The 20,036-nt window shown below is 44.9% G+C and carries 21 protein-coding genes; 19 read left to right on the forward strand and 2 right to left on the reverse strand.

Features of this window, described 5'->3' with window-relative positions:
• Positions 1–10 precede the first annotated feature (10 nt).
• From QWY16_RS08125 to QWY16_RS08175, 11 genes are all read left to right on the forward strand, one after another.
• Positions 11–532: a YqeG family HAD IIIA-type phosphatase gene (locus tag QWY16_RS08125; protein WP_300992541.1), complete on the forward strand. Its 522-nt coding sequence runs from the start codon at positions 11–13 to the stop codon at positions 530–532.
• Positions 529–1,632 carry a ribosome biogenesis GTPase YqeH gene (gene yqeH / locus QWY16_RS08130; protein ID WP_300992543.1) on the forward strand — a complete coding sequence of 368 codons (1,104 nt, stop codon included), beginning with the start codon at positions 529–531 and terminating at the stop codon, positions 1,630–1,632. The genes QWY16_RS08125 and yqeH overlap by 4 nt, the downstream gene beginning before the upstream one ends.
• A 10-nt stretch (positions 1,633–1,642) precedes the next feature.
• Positions 1,643–2,470, forward strand: coding sequence for a shikimate dehydrogenase (gene aroE, locus QWY16_RS08135; RefSeq protein ID WP_300992545.1), 828 nt, complete (start codon positions 1,643–1,645; stop codon positions 2,468–2,470).
• Positions 2,457–2,756, forward strand: a complete 300-nt coding sequence (yhbY, locus tag QWY16_RS08140) for a ribosome assembly RNA-binding protein YhbY (RefSeq protein WP_300992547.1) — start codon at positions 2,457–2,459, stop codon at positions 2,754–2,756. Before aroE ends, yhbY begins: the two co-directional genes overlap by 14 nt.
• Complete coding sequence (locus QWY16_RS08145; protein ID WP_300992549.1) at positions 2,753–3,331, forward strand: nicotinate-nucleotide adenylyltransferase; 579 nt, start codon at positions 2,753–2,755, stop codon at positions 3,329–3,331. The genes yhbY and QWY16_RS08145 overlap by 4 nt, the downstream gene beginning before the upstream one ends.
• Positions 3,309–3,884, forward strand: coding sequence for a bis(5'-nucleosyl)-tetraphosphatase (symmetrical) YqeK (gene yqeK, locus QWY16_RS08150; RefSeq protein WP_300992551.1), 576 nt, complete (start codon positions 3,309–3,311; stop codon positions 3,882–3,884). Before QWY16_RS08145 ends, yqeK begins: the two co-directional genes overlap by 23 nt.
• Positions 3,881–4,219 (forward strand): ribosome silencing factor, encoded by a 339-nt coding sequence (gene rsfS / locus QWY16_RS08155; protein ID WP_300992553.1) that lies wholly within the window; start codon positions 3,881–3,883, stop codon positions 4,217–4,219. Before yqeK ends, rsfS begins: the two co-directional genes overlap by 4 nt.
• Positions 4,216–4,941, forward strand: a complete 726-nt coding sequence (locus QWY16_RS08160) for a class I SAM-dependent DNA methyltransferase (protein ID WP_300992555.1) — start codon at positions 4,216–4,218, stop codon at positions 4,939–4,941. Before rsfS ends, QWY16_RS08160 begins: the two co-directional genes overlap by 4 nt.
• Before the next feature lie 233 nt (positions 4,942–5,174).
• Entirely contained in the window at positions 5,175–5,738 is a 564-nt protein-coding gene (locus tag QWY16_RS08165) for a helix-hairpin-helix domain-containing protein (protein WP_300992556.1), read from the forward strand.
• An 83-nt stretch (positions 5,739–5,821) separates the two neighbouring features.
• Positions 5,822–6,394 (forward strand): ComE operon protein 2, encoded by a 573-nt coding sequence (locus QWY16_RS08170; protein ID WP_300992558.1) that lies wholly within the window; start codon positions 5,822–5,824, stop codon positions 6,392–6,394.
• Between the two features lie 134 nt (positions 6,395–6,528).
• Positions 6,529–8,667, forward strand: a complete 2,139-nt coding sequence (locus QWY16_RS08175; RefSeq protein WP_300992560.1) for a DNA internalization-related competence protein ComEC/Rec2 — start codon at positions 6,529–6,531, stop codon at positions 8,665–8,667.
• A 44-nt stretch (positions 8,668–8,711) separates the two neighbouring features.
• Here the strand turns inward: QWY16_RS08175 and QWY16_RS08180 are convergent, their stop codons facing one another.
• Complete coding sequence (locus QWY16_RS08180) at positions 8,712–8,846, reverse strand: YqzM family protein (protein ID WP_036806444.1); 135 nt, start codon at positions 8,844–8,846, stop codon at positions 8,712–8,714.
• A 156-nt stretch (positions 8,847–9,002) separates the two neighbouring features.
• Here QWY16_RS08180 and holA point away from each other — a divergent pair, with 156 nt between their 5' ends.
• The gene (holA, locus tag QWY16_RS08185) at positions 9,003–10,037 is read left to right on the forward strand and encodes a DNA polymerase III subunit delta (protein ID WP_300992562.1); all 1,035 of its coding nucleotides are present in this window, start codon (positions 9,003–9,005) and stop codon (positions 10,035–10,037) included.
• A 506-nt stretch (positions 10,038–10,543) separates the two neighbouring features.
• On the opposite strand, the gene rpsT is transcribed toward holA, so the two are convergent.
• Entirely contained in the window at positions 10,544–10,795 is a 252-nt protein-coding gene (gene rpsT / locus QWY16_RS08190; RefSeq protein ID WP_300992564.1) for a 30S ribosomal protein S20, read from the reverse strand.
• Positions 10,796–11,013: 218 nt separating this feature from the next.
• Here rpsT and lepA point away from each other — a divergent pair, with 218 nt between their 5' ends.
• The 7 genes from lepA to prmA all read left to right on the forward strand — a co-directional run bounded on the left by lepA (position 11,014) and on the right by prmA (position 20,034).
• Positions 11,014–12,843 (forward strand): translation elongation factor 4, encoded by a 1,830-nt coding sequence (lepA, locus tag QWY16_RS08195; protein WP_300992566.1) that lies wholly within the window; start codon positions 11,014–11,016, stop codon positions 12,841–12,843.
• 57 nt (positions 12,844–12,900) lie between these two features.
• Positions 12,901–14,040: a radical SAM family heme chaperone HemW gene (gene hemW, locus QWY16_RS08200; protein ID WP_300992568.1), complete on the forward strand. Its 1,140-nt coding sequence runs from the start codon at positions 12,901–12,903 to the stop codon at positions 14,038–14,040.
• A 145-nt stretch (positions 14,041–14,185) separates the two neighbouring features.
• On the forward strand, positions 14,186–15,217 hold the full coding sequence (hrcA, locus tag QWY16_RS08205; RefSeq protein WP_300992570.1) for a heat-inducible transcriptional repressor HrcA: 1,032 nt from the start codon (positions 14,186–14,188) through the stop codon (positions 15,215–15,217).
• 18 nt (positions 15,218–15,235) lie between these two features.
• Positions 15,236–15,823, forward strand: a complete 588-nt coding sequence (grpE, locus tag QWY16_RS08210; protein ID WP_300992572.1) for a nucleotide exchange factor GrpE — start codon at positions 15,236–15,238, stop codon at positions 15,821–15,823.
• Positions 15,824–15,844: 21 nt separating this feature from the next.
• Positions 15,845–17,662 carry a molecular chaperone DnaK gene (gene dnaK, locus QWY16_RS08215; protein WP_300992574.1) on the forward strand — a complete coding sequence of 606 codons (1,818 nt, stop codon included), beginning with the start codon at positions 15,845–15,847 and terminating at the stop codon, positions 17,660–17,662.
• 293 nt (positions 17,663–17,955) lie between these two features.
• Entirely contained in the window at positions 17,956–19,077 is a 1,122-nt protein-coding gene (gene dnaJ, locus QWY16_RS08220) for a molecular chaperone DnaJ (protein WP_300992576.1), read from the forward strand.
• A gap of 15 nt (positions 19,078–19,092) precedes the next feature.
• Positions 19,093–20,034, forward strand: coding sequence for a 50S ribosomal protein L11 methyltransferase (gene prmA / locus QWY16_RS08225; protein WP_300992578.1), 942 nt, complete (start codon positions 19,093–19,095; stop codon positions 20,032–20,034).
• The last annotated feature ends 2 nt before the right edge of the window (positions 20,035–20,036 follow it).

A 20,036-nucleotide genomic window follows, 5' to 3' on the forward strand; every position in this document is an offset into this window, starting at 1 on the left:
GTTGTTTGTGATGTATCGATATTTTATACCGAGTCAATATGTAAAAAGCGTTTTTGATATTTCCCCGGAAGCGCTGCTTGAAAAAGGTGTCCGGGGAATTATTACGGATTTAGATAATACATTGGTTGAATGGGACCGTCCAGATGCAACACCGAAACTGATTGATTGGCTAAGATCAATGAAAGTGGCGGGAATACAAGTGGTTATCGTATCGAATAACAATGAATTACGAGTTAAATCTTTTGCAGATCCGCTTGGCATCCCGTTTATTTATCAAGCGCGCAAGCCAATGGGCAGGGCGTTCCGAAAAGCGTTAAAATTGATGAATGTGAAACGCGATCAAGTCGTGGTTATCGGTGACCAAATGATGACAGACATTTTTGGCGGGAATTTAAATAAACTGCACACGATATTAGTTTTGCCGGTAGCCCAGTCAGACGGGTTCTTTACCCGTTTTAACCGACTAATGGAACGCCGCATCATGAAGAAGTTAAAAGAAAAAGGACAATTGACATGGGAGGAAGAAAATTGAACGAAATGCCAACATGCATCGGCTGCGGAGCACAGATCCAGACAGAACGGCCAGGGGAACTTGGCTACGCACCGGTATCATCTTTAGATAAAGAAGAAATTATTTGCCAGCGCTGCTTCCGTTTGAAAAATTACAACGAGCTTCAGCCGGTATCTCTGACTGACGACGACTTTTTAAGAATTTTAAACGGGCTTGGAGAACGCAAAGGGCTGATTGTGAAAATCGTTGATATTTTTGACTTCAACGGCAGCTGGATTCCAGGACTGCACCGTTTTGTAGGCAACAACGATATTTTATTGATTGCCAACAAAGCGGACTTGCTGCCAAAATCAGTCAAACAGGCGAAGCTCATCAATTGGATGAAGCAAGAAGCGAAAAAACTGGGCTTAAAGCCGATTGACGTTTTGACGGTTAGTGCGCATAAAGGAACCGGCGTCGTAGAAGCGATGGAGGCGATTGACAAGTACCGCAAAGGACAGGACGTTTATGTGGTGGGTTCAACAAATGTCGGCAAATCGACGTTCATCAACCGCATTATTAAACAAGCGACTGGCCAATCGGATATCATCACCACTTCCCATTTTCCAGGAACAACACTCGATTTGATCGAGATTCCATTGGATGATGAAAAATCACTTTTTGATACACCGGGAATCATCAATCATCATCAATTAGCTCATCATTTGCATTCTTCAGAGTTGAAAATGATCATGCCGAAAAAAGAATTAAAGCCGCGGGTGTTCCAATTGAACGCCGAACAGACACTATTTATTGGCGGCCTTGCCCGTTTCGACTTTATCCAGGGAGACCGCTCTTCGTTCACCATTCATGTAGCGAACGACTTGCAGATTCACCGCACCAAATTGGAAAATGCAGATGCACTTTATGAACAGCATCTCGGTGAAATGCTGTCACCGCCAACTACTCAGTATAAAGATGATTTTCCAGAGTTAGTGCGGCACGAATTTCGGGTAAAAGAAGGTAAGACAGATATTGTCTATTCAGGCTTAGGCTGGATTACCGTTCAGCACCCGAATGTAGTCATCGCTGCATATGCTCCTAGAGGAGTAGAAGTGTTTTTAAGACCATCACTGATCTAGGGGGATTTTGATGAAGAAATGGTATGCGGTAATAGGCGACCCGATTGCGCATTCCCTGTCGCCTTTCATGCACGATTATTGGTTTGAAGAACATGGCATTGACGCCACGTATATACCGGTTCATGTCCAGCCTTTTGAACTGGAAAATGCCTTTAATGCGATGAAAACTTTAGGGATCAGCGGCTTTAACATTACATTGCCGCATAAACAGTCCATTATTCCTTTTTTAAGTAAACTTGATGAAACGGCGGTCGTGATGAATGCGGTCAATACGGTCACTTTTAACGGCCGCCAATACATCGGCTGGAACACAGATGGCGATGGCTTTGTACGGTCATTGTCTGCACAGCCGGTCACCTTGAATGAAAAAGTGCTGATTATTGGTGCCGGCGGAGCCGCAAGAGGCATTGCTTTTGCTTTAAAACGTGCCAATTATAAAGATGTCACCATCACAAACCGAACGTATCGCCGGGCAAAAGAACTGGCGGAAGCGTCCGGCAGTTCTGCATTGACGATAAAAGATGCGGAATTGTCGCTTGCGGACTTCAGCATTATTATCCAGACCACTTCTGTCGGCTTAGCGAAAGACGAGGCATTGCCGATTTCATTGGAAAATTTAAGCATGGGATCACTCGTAGCGGATATCATCTACAATCCGCTTGAGACGCCGTTTTTGAAAGCGGCACAAGAAAAAAACTGTACAATTATGAATGGTGTGGGAATGTTTGTCTATCAAGGCGCAATCGCTTTTGAGAAATGGACAGGAATTAAACCGGACACTGAAAAAATGATTGAAATCATTACAGAAAAATTAGGAGGCAATTATGTTAACAGGTAAACAAAAACGCTTTTTGCGAAGCGAAGCTCATCATCTAGATCCAATCTTCCAAGTCGGCAAAGGCGGGGTCAGCGGAACGATGCTGCGCCAGATCGAAGAAGCGTTGGAAGCAAGAGAATTAGTGAAAATCAGCATTCTGCAGAATAACGAAGATAACAAACACGACGTCGCCAAACAGCTGGCCGAAGGCACTTATGCAGAACTTGTCCAGTTGATCGGCCACACAGTGGTTCTATATAAACCATCAGTCAATAATAAGAAGATTGTGCTGCCGGTAAAAAGATGAAGAAAGTCGGGATTTTAGGCGGAACATTCAATCCTCCTCATCTCGGCCATCTTATTATGGCCAATGAAGCGCTCCATTCGACAGGATTGGATGAAGTCCGCTTTATGCCCAATTATATTGCTCCCCATAAAGAAGTCAGCGGCGCCACTGCAGAACATCGTCTTAAAATGACACGGCTTGCCGTCATGGGACATGATAAGTTTCTGATAGAGGATTTTGAAATTAGGCAAGGCGGCGTATCCTATACATTTGATACGGTAAAAAAAATGATTGAACGGGAACCGGATGCTGAATTTTATTTTATTATCGGCGGAGACAGTATCGAAGGGCTGCCGACTTGGTACCGCATCGATGACTTGGCTAAAATTATCCGTTTCATCGGCATCAGGCGCCCAGGCTACTTGCACGATACCATTTATCCGGTGCTGTTGATCGACTCGCCGGAGCTGCATCTATCGTCGACAATGCTCAGGGACCGCGTCGCAGAAGGTGGAACCATCTCTTTTTTAGTACCTGAAAAAGTGGAAGCTTTTATTCGAAAGGAGCGGTTATATGGATCAAAGCATGATGATTGAGAAAGTGAAGGAACGGCTGCCTGAAAATCGCTATAACCATGTGAGAGGGGTAGTCGAGACGGCAACTGTCTTGGCAGAAAAATTCAATGTGCCGGTGGAGAAAGCGCGTGTCGCTGCTATTTTGCACGACGTAGCGAAATTTTCGGACCGGGAATGGATGAAATCGATCCTTATTTCTGAAAACATGGATCCATTATTGCTTGAATACCATGCCGAATTATGGCATGCCCCTGTTGGAGCGTATATGGCCCGAACGGAATTTGGCATTGACGATGAAGATGTGCTGAATGCCATCAAATACCATACGACCGGCCGCCCAGGAATGTCTGACCTGGAGAAAATCATCTATATTGCTGATCTTATCGAACCGACCCGCAAATTTTCAGGAGTTGAAGAATTGCGACAATTAGCAGATCAGGGATTGGATGTTATGATGGAAGCCAGCGTTAAACATACCATCGAATTCCTGGTATCAAAAAATCAACCGGTTTATCCGGATTCACTGAAGTGTTACCAATACTTCGTGCAACAGAAAGGGAAAGTGAAAGAATGACTAAACAAACATTATTACAAATGGCATACAATGCTGCCGAGGATAAAAAAGCTGAAGATATCGTTGTCTTGAATATGGAAGGCATTTCGTTGCTTGCTGACTATTTCATTATTTGCAGCGGTAATTCCGATCGCCAAGTGCAGGCAATTGCCAGAGAGTTGATCGATCAGTCCAACAAAGCCGGCAATACGGTGAAAAGCGTTGAAGGATTCGACGCGGCACGCTGGATATTGGTCGATTTAGGAGACGTTGTCGCTCACGTTTTCCATAAAGATGAGCGTTCATATTACAATTTAGAGCGCCTATGGAGAGAAGCGCCGACAATGGAAATATGAGATACGGAAAATTTGCATCAGTTTATGATGAACTGATGGAAGATGTTCCGTATGAAAAATGGGTAGAATGGGTTGCTTCCCAGATCCAGTCCGGAAAAATTCTGGATTTGGCTTGCGGGACAGGAACCCTTTCCCAGCTTTTCAGCGAAATGGGATTTGAAGTGACGGCGAGCGATTTATCAGAAGAAATGCTGACAATTGCCAGCCAGCGATTCCAGGAAGCAGGCCAGCACATCCCTGTGCTTCAGCTGTCGATGGATAACCTGGAAGGGCTGTCAGGCTTTGACGCGGTCACTATCGCAATTGATTCCCTCAATTATCTGGACACTGAAAAACAAGTGCAGCAGACATTCAAGGAAGTTTTCGCGGCCTTGAATGAAGGCGGGCGTTTTTTCTTTGATGTCCATTCTGTCTACAAAGTGGACCATGTTTATATGGACAGCCCGTTTGTTTACGATGGGGAAGACATTGCCTATATTTGGCATACTGAACCTGGCGATTATGCCCATAGCGTGATCCACGATATTACGTTTTTCATTCAGCAAGGCCAATTGTTTGAACGCTTCGAGGAAACGCATGAACAGCGCACTTTTGAAGTTGCTGATTATGCAGCTTGGCTGGAAGCAGCTGGGTTCCAAGTGGAATCGGTCACAGCCGATTTTACGGGTGAAGCACCGGACGAAGAAAGCGAACGCATCTTTTTCCACGCAAAGAAAAACTAAATTAAACTAGAAGCTGTCCGCAATTTTTGCGGGCGGCTTTTTTTGGATTAAGCCTATTATTCGAATCGAGCAAATCCTGTATGAAAATCAATTAGACAAGTCTCATTAATTAATGTACAATTCAGACAGCTTCCTATCTAATTGCCTTCTGAAGAAAAGAGGAATGTCCGCTGAATTTTTCAGAACTTCGAAGCAAATTTGGCTGGCTGCTAATTCCGGCGGTTGCCATTGTCTTGTTAGCTGTTTATTTTTTATTTCCTCAACAAGAAACAGATTCTGATCTGGAAACATCTCTTGAATTAATCCAAGCTGAACCCCCTCAGCAGACGGAAACCCCCACTCAAAATCCAGTACCAACAATTTTAATGGTTGATATTAAAGGGCAAGTTGAAAAGCCTGGCGTTTATGAGCTGCCGCCAGATTCCCGAATGAAAGACGCCATCGATGCAGCGGGCGGTTTTTTGGGCACGGCAGAACCAAAAGCCATTAATCTGGCCATGAAAGTTCAAGATGAAATGGTGATTTATGTACCGGCAGTTGGAGAAGAAGCCGTTCTGCCGGCGATTCAGCCAAGCGCCGCCGCTTCTGCCGGCGCTGCAGAAGCTTTGGTGAACTTAAACACTGCTGCCGATGTCGATTTGATGACATTGCCGGGAATCGGTCCATCCAAAGCGGCTGCGATTATCGCTTACCGGACGGAAACCGGCAATTTTCAAAAAGTGGAGGATCTCACCAATGTTACCGGCATTGGCGATAAAACCTTTGAAAAACTGAAAGACAGCATCACTGTCAACTGACCGGCAGATGAGGCGAACGGACGGTTGACGAATAATCCCCCTCTGCTACACTTATTTTAGACAAAATAGCAGGAGGCAATTAGATGAAGCGAATAACTTGGGATCAATTCTTCATGGCGCAAAGCCATTTACTAGCACTCAGAAGCACTTGTACACGGCTTGCGGTAGGCGCGACCATTGTACGTGACCGGCGGATTATGGCAGGCGGCTATAACGGATCCATCTCCGGCGGCGACCATTGCATCGATAAAGGCTGTTACGTTGTCGACGGCCATTGCGTCCGGACCATCCATGCGGAGATGAATGCTCTTTTGCAATGCGCTAAATACGGCGTCAGCGTCAATGGGGCGGATATGTACGTCAGCCATTTTCCATGCCTACAATGCTCAAAATCGATTATCCAAGCAGGGATTTCGCGGCTTTATTACGCGGCGGACTATAAAAATCATGCCTATGCCATCGAGTTGTTTGAACAGGCAGGAGTCGAAGTGGTACAAGTCATATTTGATGAACGCAAAATCGACTTTTTAAGCGCTGAAAAAGCCAATCTGTACATGGAAATGCTGGAGACGCTGCGGGAAAAAGGCGGCACTGAAGAAGAATTGGCCTATTACACTAAGCGGGTGGATCAATTATTCGGAGAAGTCGAAGTTTAAACGAAAATAGTTGGATTTATATAGCAACGGCAATCGTAATTGCCACTTTTGCAGCGCATGATACAGCGGTTCAGCTCGTGTTCATGACGCTGCTTTTTTGTTGGATGGTCTGGAAAAGGGAGTCGTATCAGCACATGGCAATTATTGCTTTGATTGCCGGCGGTTGCTTTCTATTGCAGGAATTAAGAGCTCAGGATGCATTTGATTACGCAAAGCCTTATGCAGGTGAATTGGAATTTAATGGGAATTATGTGATTGATGGAGACGGCTTAAGAGGCTTTGCCCGACTGGCAGACGGCACGGTCGTTTATGCAAAGTACCAGCTGGAGTCTCCGGAAGAAAAAGCGGCCATGGAAGAAAGCCTGTATAAATCCAAGCTTTATATTACGGGAGTTTTCGAAAAGCCTTCTCCGCCGTCACATGAATTTTCTTTTGATATGCAGAAGTATTTGAATCATAACGGTTCCCGCTATATTTTAGCCATCCAGACGGTTAAAGGGGTAGAGGCGGCCCCGACGATGCTCAGTAAGCTATATGAGCGCAGGAAATGGCTTAAACGGCATATACAAGCTTCTTTTCCTCCGGCTTTGGCGGCTGAAGCGGAAGCATTGCTGATTGGCGAACAGGAAAACATGACAAATGAAGATCGACTCATGTATCAAACGCTTGGCATCACCCATTTATTTGCCATTTCGGGTCTTCATGTCGCCATTATCGTTGGTATTGGATATTTTATTCTGGTCCGCCTGCATATTCGAAAAGAAACGGCTTTGCTGCTACTATTAGCCATTCTCCCGATGTATGGTGTGCTTGCAGGAGGGGCGCCGTCGGTTTTGCGGTCAATCTGTATGGTGAGCGCCGTTATGGTTTTTCGGCTTTTCCGAATCCGGCTATCGATTGCGCATATTCTGTTAGCCAGCTTTGCCATGTTTATTTTATGGGACCCTTATATAATGTACGATATCGGCTTCCAATTATCATACGGGGCTTCTTTTGGAATCATTTACTCAACCCGTTTTCTATCGGGAGAAGGGTCAGCCGTTAAAAACGGGCTCATCATTACTGCCATATCCCAGTTGACTCTTTATCCTTTGCTATTGCATCATTTTTATGAAATTTCACTGTCTGCCTTCCTGGTAAACAGCTTATTCGTGCCGCTCTACACTTTGTTCATATTGCCGGTAAATTTGGTTTTGCTCGGCTTGACGTTTTTGTTTCAGCCTGCAGCGGATTTTGTTTTTTATTTTTATGTGCCGGTGCGCGGATTTATCGAAACAGTCATGCATTGGCTGTCAGGCCTTCCTTATCAAATGTGGAATCCGGGAAAGCCTGGCCCTTTAATGATGCTTGCCTTATTTACAAGTGTGATGGCTTTTTACAGTTTAGCAGAACGCGGTTTTCGCCTCAGGCAATTGCTGGTATTATTGGCTCCTGCGATTTGTTTCAGTGCATTGCCTTATTTTGATCCGGCGCTTAAAGTGACTTTTTTGGATGTCGGCCAAGGAGACAGTGCGGTGATTGAACTGCCTTACCGCAGAGGAGTTTATCTGATTGACAGCGGTGGTCTGCTCCGCTTTGACACAGAAGCATTCAAAAAACGGAATAAGCCGTATGAAGTCGGCAGGCAAGTGGTGGCTCCTTATTTAAAAGGCAACGGCATTTCAACTATTGATATATTGGTGCTGAGCCATGCAGACGCTGACCATGCAGAAGGGGCCGAAGAATTGTTTCCACTTTTTAGAGTCAATGAACTGCATTTATCGCCTGGCTCAGCGGCTACAGATATCATGCAAGCACTCGCTCCTTTTGCAGGAGAAGCGCCAGTGCTGTTTCCGGGAAAAGGCGCAGGATGGAAGGAAAGTGGAGTCAGCTTCAGCTATTTATCTCCTAGCGATGCTGAATATGAAGGCAATAATGATTCTTTGGTGCTGCTCGTGGAGAGCGGGGATTTCCGTGTATTATTTACAGGAGATTTGGAGACGGCTGGAGAGCAGGACTTGTTAGAAACTTTCGGCACCAGCCTGACAGCTTTAAGTGTTTTGAAAGTGGGGCACCATGGCAGCAAGACTTCCAGCAGCAAAGAATTTCTATCGCTTGTACAGCCGGAAGTATCGATTTTTTCAACAGGCATTGACAACCGGTACGGCCACCCGAGTGAAGAAGTTGTGGAGAGGTTTGATGAATTGGGGCTTCCGACTTTGAATACTGCAGAAACCGGGACGATTAAATTTCAATTTCAAGATGGAGACGTAAAGTTTCAAACCATGCGCTAAACAAAAAAAAGTTCCTGCCATTAGGCGGGAACCTTTTTTTCTATTTAGCGAGCTACAAATTGCACTACTGCCGCAATAATAAAGATAGCTGCAAAAAATACGAATGATACAACAAATCCCATTCCTGCGTCGATAGCGTCATTGCGCTTCGACTGTACATTCTGTTCAAATTCATTCATTGCTATCCCTCCTAATTCCCTCTTATTATAAGCGAATGAAAGTTAAAAATCTAGATTGAACTGAATATTATCCGGGGATATTCAGGACTGACACAAAAATGTCGAAATACCAAACAGCGGCGAAATCCGATATAGTAGAGAGAGGAGGTGCGTTTCATGATCACTTCAGTATGGAAAGCCATTCGCAACGGACAAATAGACCCTGTCTATGTTATTACCGGAACGGAAAGTTATTTTATTGAGAAAACGCTGGATTTATTGAAATCGAAAATGACGGATGGGGAACCGGAATTCATTAATTTCGATTTGGAAGAGGTTCCTGTCGATAATGTAATAGAAGAAGCGGATACCATTCCGTTTTTCAGTGACAGAAAATTGATTATCGCCAAAAATGCTTCTTTCTTGAAAGCGGCTGAACGCGGAAAAGAAAAAATTGACCATAATTTAAAAGCCCTGGAGGCTTGGCTGGAAAATCCGCCTTCAAGTTCGGTCACGATTTTTGTAGCGCCTTACGAAAAGCTGGATGAGCGTAAGAAAATCACCAAGCTGATCAAGCAGCATGCAGTGATGGTGGAAGCGAAGGCATTGCAAGCCAACGATTTGGAAGTTTGGGTGCAGCACGAAGCAAAAAGCTTCGGCAAGCATATCGAAAAGCTGGCAGCACAGCGCTTGATTGAGGTAGCGGGCACGAATTTGACTTTATTGTCTTCAGAAATAGAAAAGATGTCGCTTTACCTGGGTTCCGAAGAAGAAATTACGGAACAGCTGATTGAGCAGATGACCGCCCGGACACTTGAGCAGGACGCCTTTAAAATGCTGCAGGCTTACTTGGACGGGAATATCAGTGAAGCATTGAGCGTCTATTACGATTTGATCCGCCAAAAAGAAGAGCCGGTCGCATTGACGGCATTGCTTGCGTCGCAAATCCGTTTTATGGTGCACGTTTATTATCTGCAGAAGAAAGGCTACCATGCCCAGCAGATTTCCAAACAATTAAAAGCGCATCCTTACCGGGTAAAGCTTCTGGTTGAAAAACGCCAGCAAATTCCTGAACAGCGTTTGCTCGAAGTGCTCAACGATTTGGCGGAGATTGATCTGCAGCTGAAAACCCAAAGCGGCAACCGCGAACGGATTCTCGAATTCTTTTTGATGAAACGGAAACAAGGAAGGAAAACGAATACGCCGGTCTAGCGGCAAGAGGGAAAAAATAAGTTTCAAGCGATCACTTAACTTTTTAGGTCGAGGAGAATCTCTTGCTACACAAGTTGAATTAAAGAATTATCTTTTTACATGCCGCTTCGGCCGCTTTGGGCAGGACTCCCGCAATGAGCCGAGAAGACCACCCGTCTCATTGCTCCGTCTCGCCCCTGAACGCGCCTACGCTGGATAAGCTCTTTGAAAAATAGGCGACTTTATATATTTTGGGTTTCTAACGAGAGATATGGAGCCAAACTGCGGAGGAAAACATACTGTCTCTGCATCGCTTCGCTAGCTTCGAGACATGAAAGTGCGCTGCTCCTGCGCAAGCTCGTCGCAAAGCTATTGACCGAAATGATTCGGCCAATAGCTTCGCAGCTGGTTGGCGGAATATCATAAAGTGATGAAATTTAATTGTTTTCCAACTTATTCAGAACAAACCAAAAACATGATAACAAAGTAAAAAGGCCGATTCCATTAAGGAATCGGCCTTTTGCGTTTTACGCTTGTTTTTTCATCAAGCGAGATTTTTTGCGAGCTGCAGTGTTCTTGTGGATAAGCCCTTTAGAAGCCGCTTTTTCCACTTGTTTGATTGCCGCTTTTACTGTATCGCTAGCGTTTTCTTCGTTGCTCAAAAGAGCTTGATCAGCTTTTCTGACAGCAGAACGCATAGTCGATCTCACGTGTGAGTTTTGAGCGTTTTTCGATTCATTCGTGCGAACACGTTTGATAGCAGATTTAATGTTTGGCATGTATTTCACCTCCTAGACAAATAGGAACAGAGATGGGATCATCTCAACTCTTTTATGTCTCTATACAACATCAGTTATTTTATCAAATCATGGAAAAGAATGCAATAGATATGTGCAAAGAAGTTTTCCTTGACAGCGAAACGTTTTAAATAGCCCATGATTGCTCATTAGAAGCGGTGCTGTTATAATTCAGAGTAGTTTATATAGGAGTGAAGAGAATGAATCATGAGGAACGATTAGCACGCCAAAGCAAAATACGCAACTTTTCCATCATTGCGCACATTGACCACGGAAAGTCTACGCTTGCTGACCGTATTTTGGAGAAAACAGAAGCTCTGACTTCCCGGGAAATGAAAGCTCAATCTTTGGATTCCATGGATCTTGAACGGGAACGCGGCATTACGATCAAATTGAATGCTGTTCAATTGCATTATAAAGCAAAAGACGGGGAAACCTATATTATGCACTTGATCGATACTCCAGGACACGTCGATTTCACTTATGAAGTATCCCGCAGTCTCGCAGCTTGTGAAGGCGCTGTCCTGGTCGTGGATGCTGCACAAGGAATTGAAGCGCAGACGCTTGCAAACGTCTACCTGGCGCTGGACAACGAACTTGAAATTCTTCCAGTCATCAATAAAATCGATTTGCCGGCAGCTGACCCGGAACGCGTAAGAGGCGAAATCGAAGAAGTGATCGGGTTGGATGCTTCGGAAGCCGTTCTTGCCTCTGCAAAAGCAGGCATCGGCATCGAAGAAATCTTGGAACAAGTTGTTGAAAAAGTTCCTGCACCAACCGGCGATCCAAGCGCACCTTTAAAAGCGCTGATTTTCGACTCGCTTTACGATCCGTACCGCGGTGTAGTTGCCTACATCCGCATTATGGAAGGGACAATCAAACCGGGCGACCGCATCAAAATGATGGCATCCGGCAAAGAATTCGATGTCATCGAAGCGGGAGTTTTCACGCCGCATGCAGCGCTTCAGGAAGAATTGACTGTTGGGGATGTCGGCTTTATCACTGCTGCCATCAAAAACGTCGGAGATTCCACAGTCGGCGATACTATTACACTGGCTGATAATCCGGCGGCTGAAGCTTTGCCAGGTTACCGCCGTTTAAATCCGATGGTGTACTGCGGATTGTATCCGATTGATACATCCAAATACAATGATCTTCGTGATGCATTGGAAAAATTGGAACTTAATGACGCCGCACTACAATTTGAACCGGAATCTTCCCAGGCTCTGGGCTTCGGCTATCGCTGTGGATTCTTAGGCCTCTTGCATATGGAAATTATCCAGGAGCGGATCGAACGTGAATTTAATATTGATTTGATTACCACGGCGCCAAGCGTTATTTATGATGTTCATATGACAGACGGTGAAGTGCTGAAAATTGATAACCCGGCCATGATGCCGGATGCACAAAAGATTGAAAAAGTAAATGAACCTTATGTCAAAGCGACTGTAATGGTTCCGAACGACTATGTCGGAGCGGTTATGGAAATCTGCCAGAAGAAACGCGGCAACTTTATGACAATGGACTATATCGATGCGACGCGTGTCAGCATCATCTACGAATTGCCGCTGGCTGAAATTGTTTATGATTTCTTTGATCAGCTGAAATCCGGCACTAAAGGCTATGCTTCGTTCGATTATGAACTGATTGGCTATAAAGAATCCAGACTGGTTAAAATGGATATCCTATTGAATAGTGAACAAGTGGATGCGCTAAGCTTCATCGTCCATAGAGACTTTGCATATGAGCGCGGAAAAGCCATTGTTGATAAATTAAGAAATTTAATCCCGCGCCAGCAATTTGAAGTGCCGATCCAAGCAGCGATCGGACAAAAAATCGTTGCGCGCCAAACCATCAGTGCTATGCGCAAAAACGTTCTTGCTAAATGTTACGGCGGAGACATCTCCCGTAAACGGAAACTTCTTGATAAACAAAAAGAAGGCAAGAAGCGCATGAAGCAAGTGGGCTCTGTAGAAGTTCCTCAGGAAGCATTCATGGCCATCCTGAAAATGGATGACCAATCAAAATAAACAAAAAAGAGGAGGCCGACTTTGCGCCTCCTTTTCTTATTAGAAAGAAGGAATAGCATGGTTAAAGGGTTGTATATCCATATCCCATTCTGCCATCAGATTTGTCATTATTGTGATTTCAATAAAGTATTCTTCAAAGACCAGCCGGTGGATGCCTATATCGATTCCCTCGGAAAAGAACTGGCGCTTTGGAAACAGGAAGGCGCGCTCGATCATCCGCTTGAAACCATTTTTCTTGGAGGCGGGACACCTACGTCTTTGACCCCAGAACAATTGCAGAAATTGCTCGCGTATATTCATCAATACGTGCCGATGGCAGAAAACCTGGAATGGACGTCTGAAGCAAATCCAGATGAATTGACAAAAGAAAAAATGCAGGTCTTGTTCAATGGCGGCGTCAACCGCCTTTCGATGGGCGTCCAGTCATTTGATGCGGACCTTTTAAAACGCCTGGGCCGTACCCATAGCAATGGCGACGTCAAAAGAGCAGTTAAAGAAGCGCGGGAAGTCGGCTTTACGAACTTGAGCTTTGATTTGATGTATGGATTGCCTGGCCAGACAATGGCGCAATGGGAAGATACATTAACGCAGGCGTTTGAATTCGGTTTGCCGCATTTCTCTGCCTATTCGTTGATCATCGAGCCGAAAACTGTTTTTTACAACTTGATGACGAAAGGGAAGCTCAATACAGTAACCGAGGATCTGGAAGCGGATATGTACGAAAAGTTAATGCATGAAATGGAAGCCAGAGGGCTGCAGCAATATGAAATTTCCAATTTCGGGTTGCCCGGTTTCGAGTCGCGCCATAATTTATTGTACTGGGACAATGCTGAATATATCGGAGTCGGAGCAGGAGCCCACGGCTATGTAAATGGCGTGCGCTATTCAAATGCGGGGCCGTTGAAAAAATACATGGCACCGCTTGACGAAGGAATCCGTCCGATTTTAAATACACACGAAGTGCCGGTCAACGAAAAAATGGAAGAAGAAATGTTTCTTGGCTTGCGCAAAACAGCGGGTGTTTCCATCAGCGGCTTTGAAGAGAAATTCCAGCAATCTCTGGAACAAGTATATGGAGCGATATTGGCTAAAGAAGTGGCCAATGAAAATCTGGCTATTGAAGGCGACAGAGTAAAGCTGACCAAGAAAGGGCGCTTTGTCGGCAATGAAGTGTTCGAACAATTTCTTCTGGGCTAAACGAAAGGGAAAGCAGCATGCCTTTTCGGTAGGTAAATAAGTCTACACAAAAAAAGGCGCATCCGTTGACAAGGGAAATGGAATTTGTTAATTTTAATATAGTATTAGCACTCGCACACATAGAGTGCTAACAGAGGTGATGATCATGTTAACAGAACGGCAGTTACTCATTTTAAAAGTGACAGTAGATGATTACATTCAATCAGCTCAGCCGGTCGGATCGAACCAACTATCAAAAAAATCCGAACTTCCATTTAGTCCGGCAACGATTCGCAATGAAATGGCTGACCTCGAAGGGTTGGGTTTTTTAGAAAAAACCCACACTTCATCCGGACGCATCCCTTCTGAAAAAGGGTATCGCTATTATGTTGACCATATGCTGACGCCGCGCCCGCTTCCGAAACAAGACATCCAGCAGCTTCAGTCTATTTTTGAAGATAAAATTGCGGAGACCGAAGAAATCATCAAACGGTCGGCGATGATTTTGTCAGAACTGACGAATTATACGTCCATCCTGCTAGGACCGGATGTCCGGAAGCATACCGTAAAAAAACTGTCGATTGTCCCGTTGACCATGGATACCGCAGTGGCTATCATCGTCACTGACAATGGGCATGTGGAAAATCGGGTCTTCACGATACCTGAGGGGCTTGATCCTGCAGATATCGAAAAGATGGTCAATATTTTGAATGACCGTCTTGTAGGTGTGTCGCTGAACGAGCTGCATCTGCGCTTGGAACAAGAAACGTTGACTGTTTTCAAACAGCATGTCAATCGTTATGGTGAATTGTTTTCCACTTTCCGGAAAGCGGTCATTTCCCCTCATGAGGATAATGTCTATTACGGCGGCAAGCTGAACATCCTGAGACAGCCTGATTTCCATGATCTTCACAAAATCAGGGATCTGATGAATGTCATGGAAGAATCCAAGCACATTCCGATGATTTTGCCTGTCGGCAGCCAAGGGCTTCATATACGGATTGGCTCAGAAAACGCTTTGTCTGCAATGGAAGACTGCAGCGTAATCACCGTTTCGTACGATATCGGAGAAGAACAGACGGGTTCAATCGCTATAGTAGGCCCAAAACGCATGGATTATAAACGTGTCGTTACTTTATTGGATACACTAAGCGGCGAATTATCGAAACAATTGACCCGAATGATCCAGGGTAAGTGAAATAAAGGAGGAACAGATTTGTCTAAAGAAAAAGAACCTCAACAAACTGAAGATGTTGTAAGCGAAGTGGAAGTAGACGAGGAATTCCAGGCGCAAACAGATTCTGAAACAGAAACTGCCAGAAGGCAAGCGTCCGAAGAAGCGGCAGAAGCACAAGTTGATGAAACGGCTGCGCTCCGGGAGCAATTAGAAGCGGAACAAAACAAGTATCTTCGTCTTATGGCGGATTATGATAATTTCAAGCGCCGCGCTCAAAAAGACAAACAAGATGCAGAAAAATTCCGTGCCCAGTCGCTGTTGACGGATTTATTGCCTGTCATGGATAACTTTGACCGCGCATTGGCTGTTGAAGCGAAAAGTGAAGAAGCCGCTTCTATTTTGAAAGGGCTGGAAATGGTCCGGAATAACTTGCTGGAAGCTGTTAAACGTGAAGGCCTCGAAGAAGTTAAGGCGCTTGGAGAACCTTTCGACCCGAACTTCCATCAGGCAGTTATGCAGGAAAAAGACGAAAACGCCGAGTCGGGTTCCGTGTTAATGGAACTTCAAAAAGGGTATACCCTAAAAGGCAGAGTGCTTCGTCCGTCAATGGTAAAAGTTAACGAATAATTGAGTAATGGAGGAATTTAAATGAGCAAAATTATTGGTATTGACTTAGGAACAACAAACTCAGCTGTCGCAATTCTAGAAGGCGGCGAACCAAAAATCATTCCAAATCCAGAAGGCAACCGTACAACTCCTTCTGTCGTTGCATTTAAAAACGGCGAACGCCAAGTCGGCGAAGTTGCAAAACGCCAATCCATCACAAACCCGAATACAATTCAATCGGTTAAACGCCTTATGGGAACACAGGAAACCGTTTCAGCTGAAGGCAAAGACTATACGCCTCAGGAAGTTTCTGCGATGATCCTTCAATATCTTAAAGGCTATGCTGAAGAATACTTAGGTGAAAAAGTAACGAAAGCGGTTATCACAGTTCCTGCATACTTTAACGATGCACAACGCCAAGCGACAAAAGACGCTGGACGCATCGCGGGACTTGAAGTGGAACGCATCATTAACGAGCCGACTGCAGCTGCACTTGCATACGGCCTGGATAAAACAGAAACTGACGAAACTATCCTTGTTTATGACCTTGGCGGCGGTACGTTCGACGTTTCCATCCTTGAACTTGGTGATGGAGTATTTGAAGTAAAATCAACTGCCGGCGACAACCGTCTAGGCGGAGATGACTTTGATAAGCTTGTCATCGATTACTTGGTGCAGGAATTCAAAAAAGACAACGGCATTGACTTGTCGAAAGACAAAATGGCAACTCAGCGCTTGAAAGATGCTGCTGAAAAAGCGAAAAAAGACCTTTCAGGCGTTGCTTCTACACAAATTTCGCTGCCATTCATCACTGCAGGAGAAGCTGGACCGCTTCACTTGGAAGTGACATTGACTCGTGCGAAATTTGATGAATTGACTCACTCTCTTGTTGAGCGTACATTGGGCCCAACTCGTCAGGCGATCAAAGATGCAGGCATTTCGCCATCTGAACTTGACCGTGTAATTTTAGTGGGTGGTTCAACTCGCATCCCGGCTGTACAAGATGCAGTTAAGAAAGAAACTGGCAAAGACCCGCATAAAGGCGTTAACCCGGATGAAGTCGTAGCAATGGGAGCAGCAGTACAAGGCGCTGTCTTGACTGGTGACGTGAAAGACGTTGTTCTTCTTGACGTAACTCCACTATCTCTTGGTATTGAAACAATGGGCGGCGTGTTCACGAAATTGATCGAACGCAATACGACAATCCCGACTTCAAAATCACAAACGTTCTCAACTGCGGCTGACAACCAGCCAGCTGTAGACATCCATGTACTTCAAGGAGAGCGTCCGATGGCAGCAGCCAACAAAACGCTTGGACGTTTCCAATTGTCGGATATTCCACCGGCACCACGCGGCATTCCGCAAATCGAAGTGACATTCGATATTGATAAAAACGGTATTGTCAGCGTTAAAGCGAAAGACCTTGGAACACAAAAAGAACAGACAATCACAATTCAATCCAACACATCATTGTCTGAAGATGAAATCGAACGCATGATCAAAGAAGCGGAAGAAAATGCAGAAGCGGATGCGAAAGTGAAAGAAGAAGTTGAACTTCGCAACGAAGCGGACCAAGCTGTCTTTCAAACAGATAAAACGATCAAAGACCTTGGCGAAGTTGTAACAGACGAAGAAAAACGCCAAGCGGAAGAAGCACGTGATGAATTGAAGGCTGCTCTAGAAAGCGACAGCATTGATGCAATCCGTGAGAAAAAAGATAAATTGAACGAAATTCTTCAAGGATTGGCAATGAAAGCCTATGAGCAAGCTGCGGCAGCCCAACAGGGAGCTGAAGGCGGAGCGCCAGGAAGCGATGATATTGTAGACGCTGAATACGAAGAAGTAAAAGACGATAAATAAGCAAGACCGGGAAAAGTCAAAGCAAAGCAACATGCTTTGGCTTTTTCCCGCGTATAAATGATTTTTATTTGGATGGTTTAAACGGCTTTATAATAGCGGATTTTTGTCTAGACTCCAGCGCCCAGATCCTAGGGTCATAAGCTACGCTGGCTGTGTGGCTGAAAACATGCCACTTCGCCAAAGTGTCATATGCCCGTCGAATCTATATGGGCGCTTCCGCTTTTCTTAGAGTCTTTGCAAGCCTATTCTAAACCGTGTACAATTACAGTTGACTGTAAGAGGGAGAGTGACTTATGAACAAGCGAGATTATTATGAAGTGCTGGGTGTTTCCAAGACCGCTTCTAAAGAAGAAATTAAGAAAGCATACCGGACATTGTCAAAACAATTCCATCCGGATATTAATAAAGCTGCAGATGCTTCAGAGAAATTCCAAGAAGTAAAAGAAGCATACGAAGTGTTGAGCGACGACCAAAAAAGAGCACAATATGATCAATTCGGCCATCAAGATCCGAACCAAGGATTTGGCGGTTTTGGCGCAGGCGGCGCTGATGGTTTCGGATTCGAAGATATTTTCAGCACGTTTTTTGGTGGCGGCACAAGACGGCGTGATCCGAATGCGCCAAGAAAAGGCGACGATCTCCAATATTCCATGACCATTGATTTTTTGGATGCAGTTTTCGGAAAAGAAGCAGAAGTGGAAATTCCGAAAGATGAAACGTGCGGAACTTGCCATGGCTCAGGTGCAAAACCGGGAACCAAACCGAAAAAATGTTCGCATTGTGAAGGCTCCGGCCAGTTGAATGTTACCCAAGATACGCCATTCGGGCGTATGGTTAACCGCCGTGCCTGCCATTATTGCCAAGGTACGGGACAGATCATCGAAGAGAAATGTGCAACTTGCCGCGGTGAAGGAACAGTGCGCAAGATCAAAAAAATCAAAGTCACTATTCCGGCAGGAGTGGATGATGGCCAGCAATTGCGTGTCAGCGGACAAGGCGGTCCAGGAGTCAACGGCGGACCGGCGGGAGATTTATATGTAGTATTCCGCATAAAACCGCATAAAACATTTGAACGTGAAGGCGACGATATTTATCTGGACTTGCCGATCACTTTTGCTCAGGCAGCACTTGGGGACGAAATCGAAGTTCCTACTGTATCGGGTAAAGTAAAGTTGAAGATACCAGCCGGAACTCAGAGTGGAGCCCGTTTCCGATTGAAAGGAAAAGGTGTCAAAAATGTCCACGGCTATGGCGTGGGCGATCAGCACATCATCGTACGGGTAAAAACACCAACGAAACTGAACGAAAAACAAAAACAGCTGCTCCGTGAATTTGCGGAAATCAGTGGAGATATTCCAGAAGAGCAAGGCAGTTCGCTGTTTGATAAGATTAAACGAACAATTAAAGGTGAGTAAAGGAGCCGGTCTTAAATGAAATGGTCAGAACTAGCGGTCCGTACGACAAACGAAGCGATTGAACCTGTGTCGAATATTTTGCACGAAGCAGGGGCGAGCGGCGTTGTGATAGAAGACTCGGAAGATTTGACGAAAGAACGTGAAGACCAGTTTGGAGAAATTTATGCACTGGATCCAGATGATTTTCCAAATGAAGGCGTTATTTTAAAGGCTTATTTGCCCGTCAATAGCTTTTTGGGAGAAACAGTTGAGGCGATTAAACTGGCCATCAGCAATTTGGTGAAATTTGATATCAATATAGGGTCCAATGTGGTGACGATCAGTGAAGTGAACGAAGAAGAATGGGCAACAGCGTGGAAAAAGTATTATCACCCTGTTAAAATCTCACAGCGTTTTACGGTTGTACCAACATGGGAAATTTATAAACCGGTATCAAGCGATGAATTGATCATCGAATTAGATCCAGGCATGGCATTTGGAACAGGTACCCATCCTACTACAGTGATGAGCCTTCAAGCGCTGGAAAAAACGGTTAAACAGGGCCATCGCGTGATTGATGTAGGGACTGGATCAGGTGTATTGGCAATCGGAGCTGCTTTGCTCGGAGCGAAAGAAGTCCATGCCCTTGATTTGGATGAAGTTGCTGTACGTTCTGCCCGCATCAATGTCAAACTGAATAAAGCCCAGGACAAAATCAACGTAGTCCAAGGGAATCTGCTGGATACGATTGATGAGCCAGGCGATGTAGTGGTAGCCAATATTCTGGCTGAAATCATCATCTCCTTTACAGACGATGCGTTCAATGTAGTCAAACCAGGGGGACGCTATATTACTTCAGGCATCATTTCAGCAAAGAAAAACGATGTGAAACAAGCGCTTGAAACATCAGGGTTTATTGTCGAAGATGTCATGATGATGGAAGACTGGGTAACGATCATATCAAAAAAACCGGAATAACG

This window comes from Planococcus shenhongbingii (genome assembly GCF_030413635.1).
In the GTDB taxonomy this organism is placed as follows: domain Bacteria; phylum Bacillota; class Bacilli; order Bacillales_A; family Planococcaceae; genus Planococcus; species Planococcus shenhongbingii.

What these genes read in the sequence shown, in the direction of transcription:
- QWY16_RS08125 (WP_300992541.1), top strand. Translation starts at nt 11, where the DNA reads ATGTATCGATATTTTATACCGAGTCAATATGTAAAAAGCGTTTTTGAT.
- aroE (WP_300992545.1), top strand. Translation starts at nt 1,643, where the DNA reads ATGAAGAAATGGTATGCGGTAATAGGCGACCCGATTGCGCATTCCCTG.
- yhbY (WP_300992547.1), top strand. Translation starts at nt 2,457, where the DNA reads ATGTTAACAGGTAAACAAAAACGCTTTTTGCGAAGCGAAGCTCATCAT.
- QWY16_RS08145 (WP_300992549.1), top strand. Translation starts at nt 2,753, where the DNA reads ATGAAGAAAGTCGGGATTTTAGGCGGAACATTCAATCCTCCTCATCTC.
- yqeK (WP_300992551.1), top strand. Translation starts at nt 3,309, where the DNA reads ATGGATCAAAGCATGATGATTGAGAAAGTGAAGGAACGGCTGCCTGAA.
- rsfS (WP_300992553.1), top strand. Translation starts at nt 3,881, where the DNA reads ATGACTAAACAAACATTATTACAAATGGCATACAATGCTGCCGAGGAT.
- QWY16_RS08160 (WP_300992555.1), top strand. Translation starts at nt 4,216, where the DNA reads ATGAGATACGGAAAATTTGCATCAGTTTATGATGAACTGATGGAAGAT.
- QWY16_RS08170 (WP_300992558.1), top strand. Translation starts at nt 5,822, where the DNA reads ATGAAGCGAATAACTTGGGATCAATTCTTCATGGCGCAAAGCCATTTA.
- QWY16_RS08175 (WP_300992560.1), top strand. Translation starts at nt 6,529, where the DNA reads ATGGCAATTATTGCTTTGATTGCCGGCGGTTGCTTTCTATTGCAGGAA.
- QWY16_RS08180 (WP_036806444.1), bottom strand. Translation starts at nt 8,846, where the DNA reads ATGAATGAATTTGAACAGAATGTACAGTCGAAGCGCAATGACGCTATC.
- holA (WP_300992562.1), top strand. Translation starts at nt 9,003, where the DNA reads ATGATCACTTCAGTATGGAAAGCCATTCGCAACGGACAAATAGACCCT.
- rpsT (WP_300992564.1), bottom strand. Translation starts at nt 10,795, where the DNA reads ATGCCAAACATTAAATCTGCTATCAAACGTGTTCGCACGAATGAATCG.
- lepA (WP_300992566.1), top strand. Translation starts at nt 11,014, where the DNA reads ATGAATCATGAGGAACGATTAGCACGCCAAAGCAAAATACGCAACTTT.
- hemW (WP_300992568.1), top strand. Translation starts at nt 12,901, where the DNA reads ATGGTTAAAGGGTTGTATATCCATATCCCATTCTGCCATCAGATTTGT.
- hrcA (WP_300992570.1), top strand. Translation starts at nt 14,186, where the DNA reads ATGTTAACAGAACGGCAGTTACTCATTTTAAAAGTGACAGTAGATGAT.
- dnaK (WP_300992574.1), top strand. Translation starts at nt 15,845, where the DNA reads ATGAGCAAAATTATTGGTATTGACTTAGGAACAACAAACTCAGCTGTC.
- dnaJ (WP_300992576.1), top strand. Translation starts at nt 17,956, where the DNA reads ATGAACAAGCGAGATTATTATGAAGTGCTGGGTGTTTCCAAGACCGCT.
- prmA (WP_300992578.1), top strand. Translation starts at nt 19,093, where the DNA reads ATGAAATGGTCAGAACTAGCGGTCCGTACGACAAACGAAGCGATTGAA.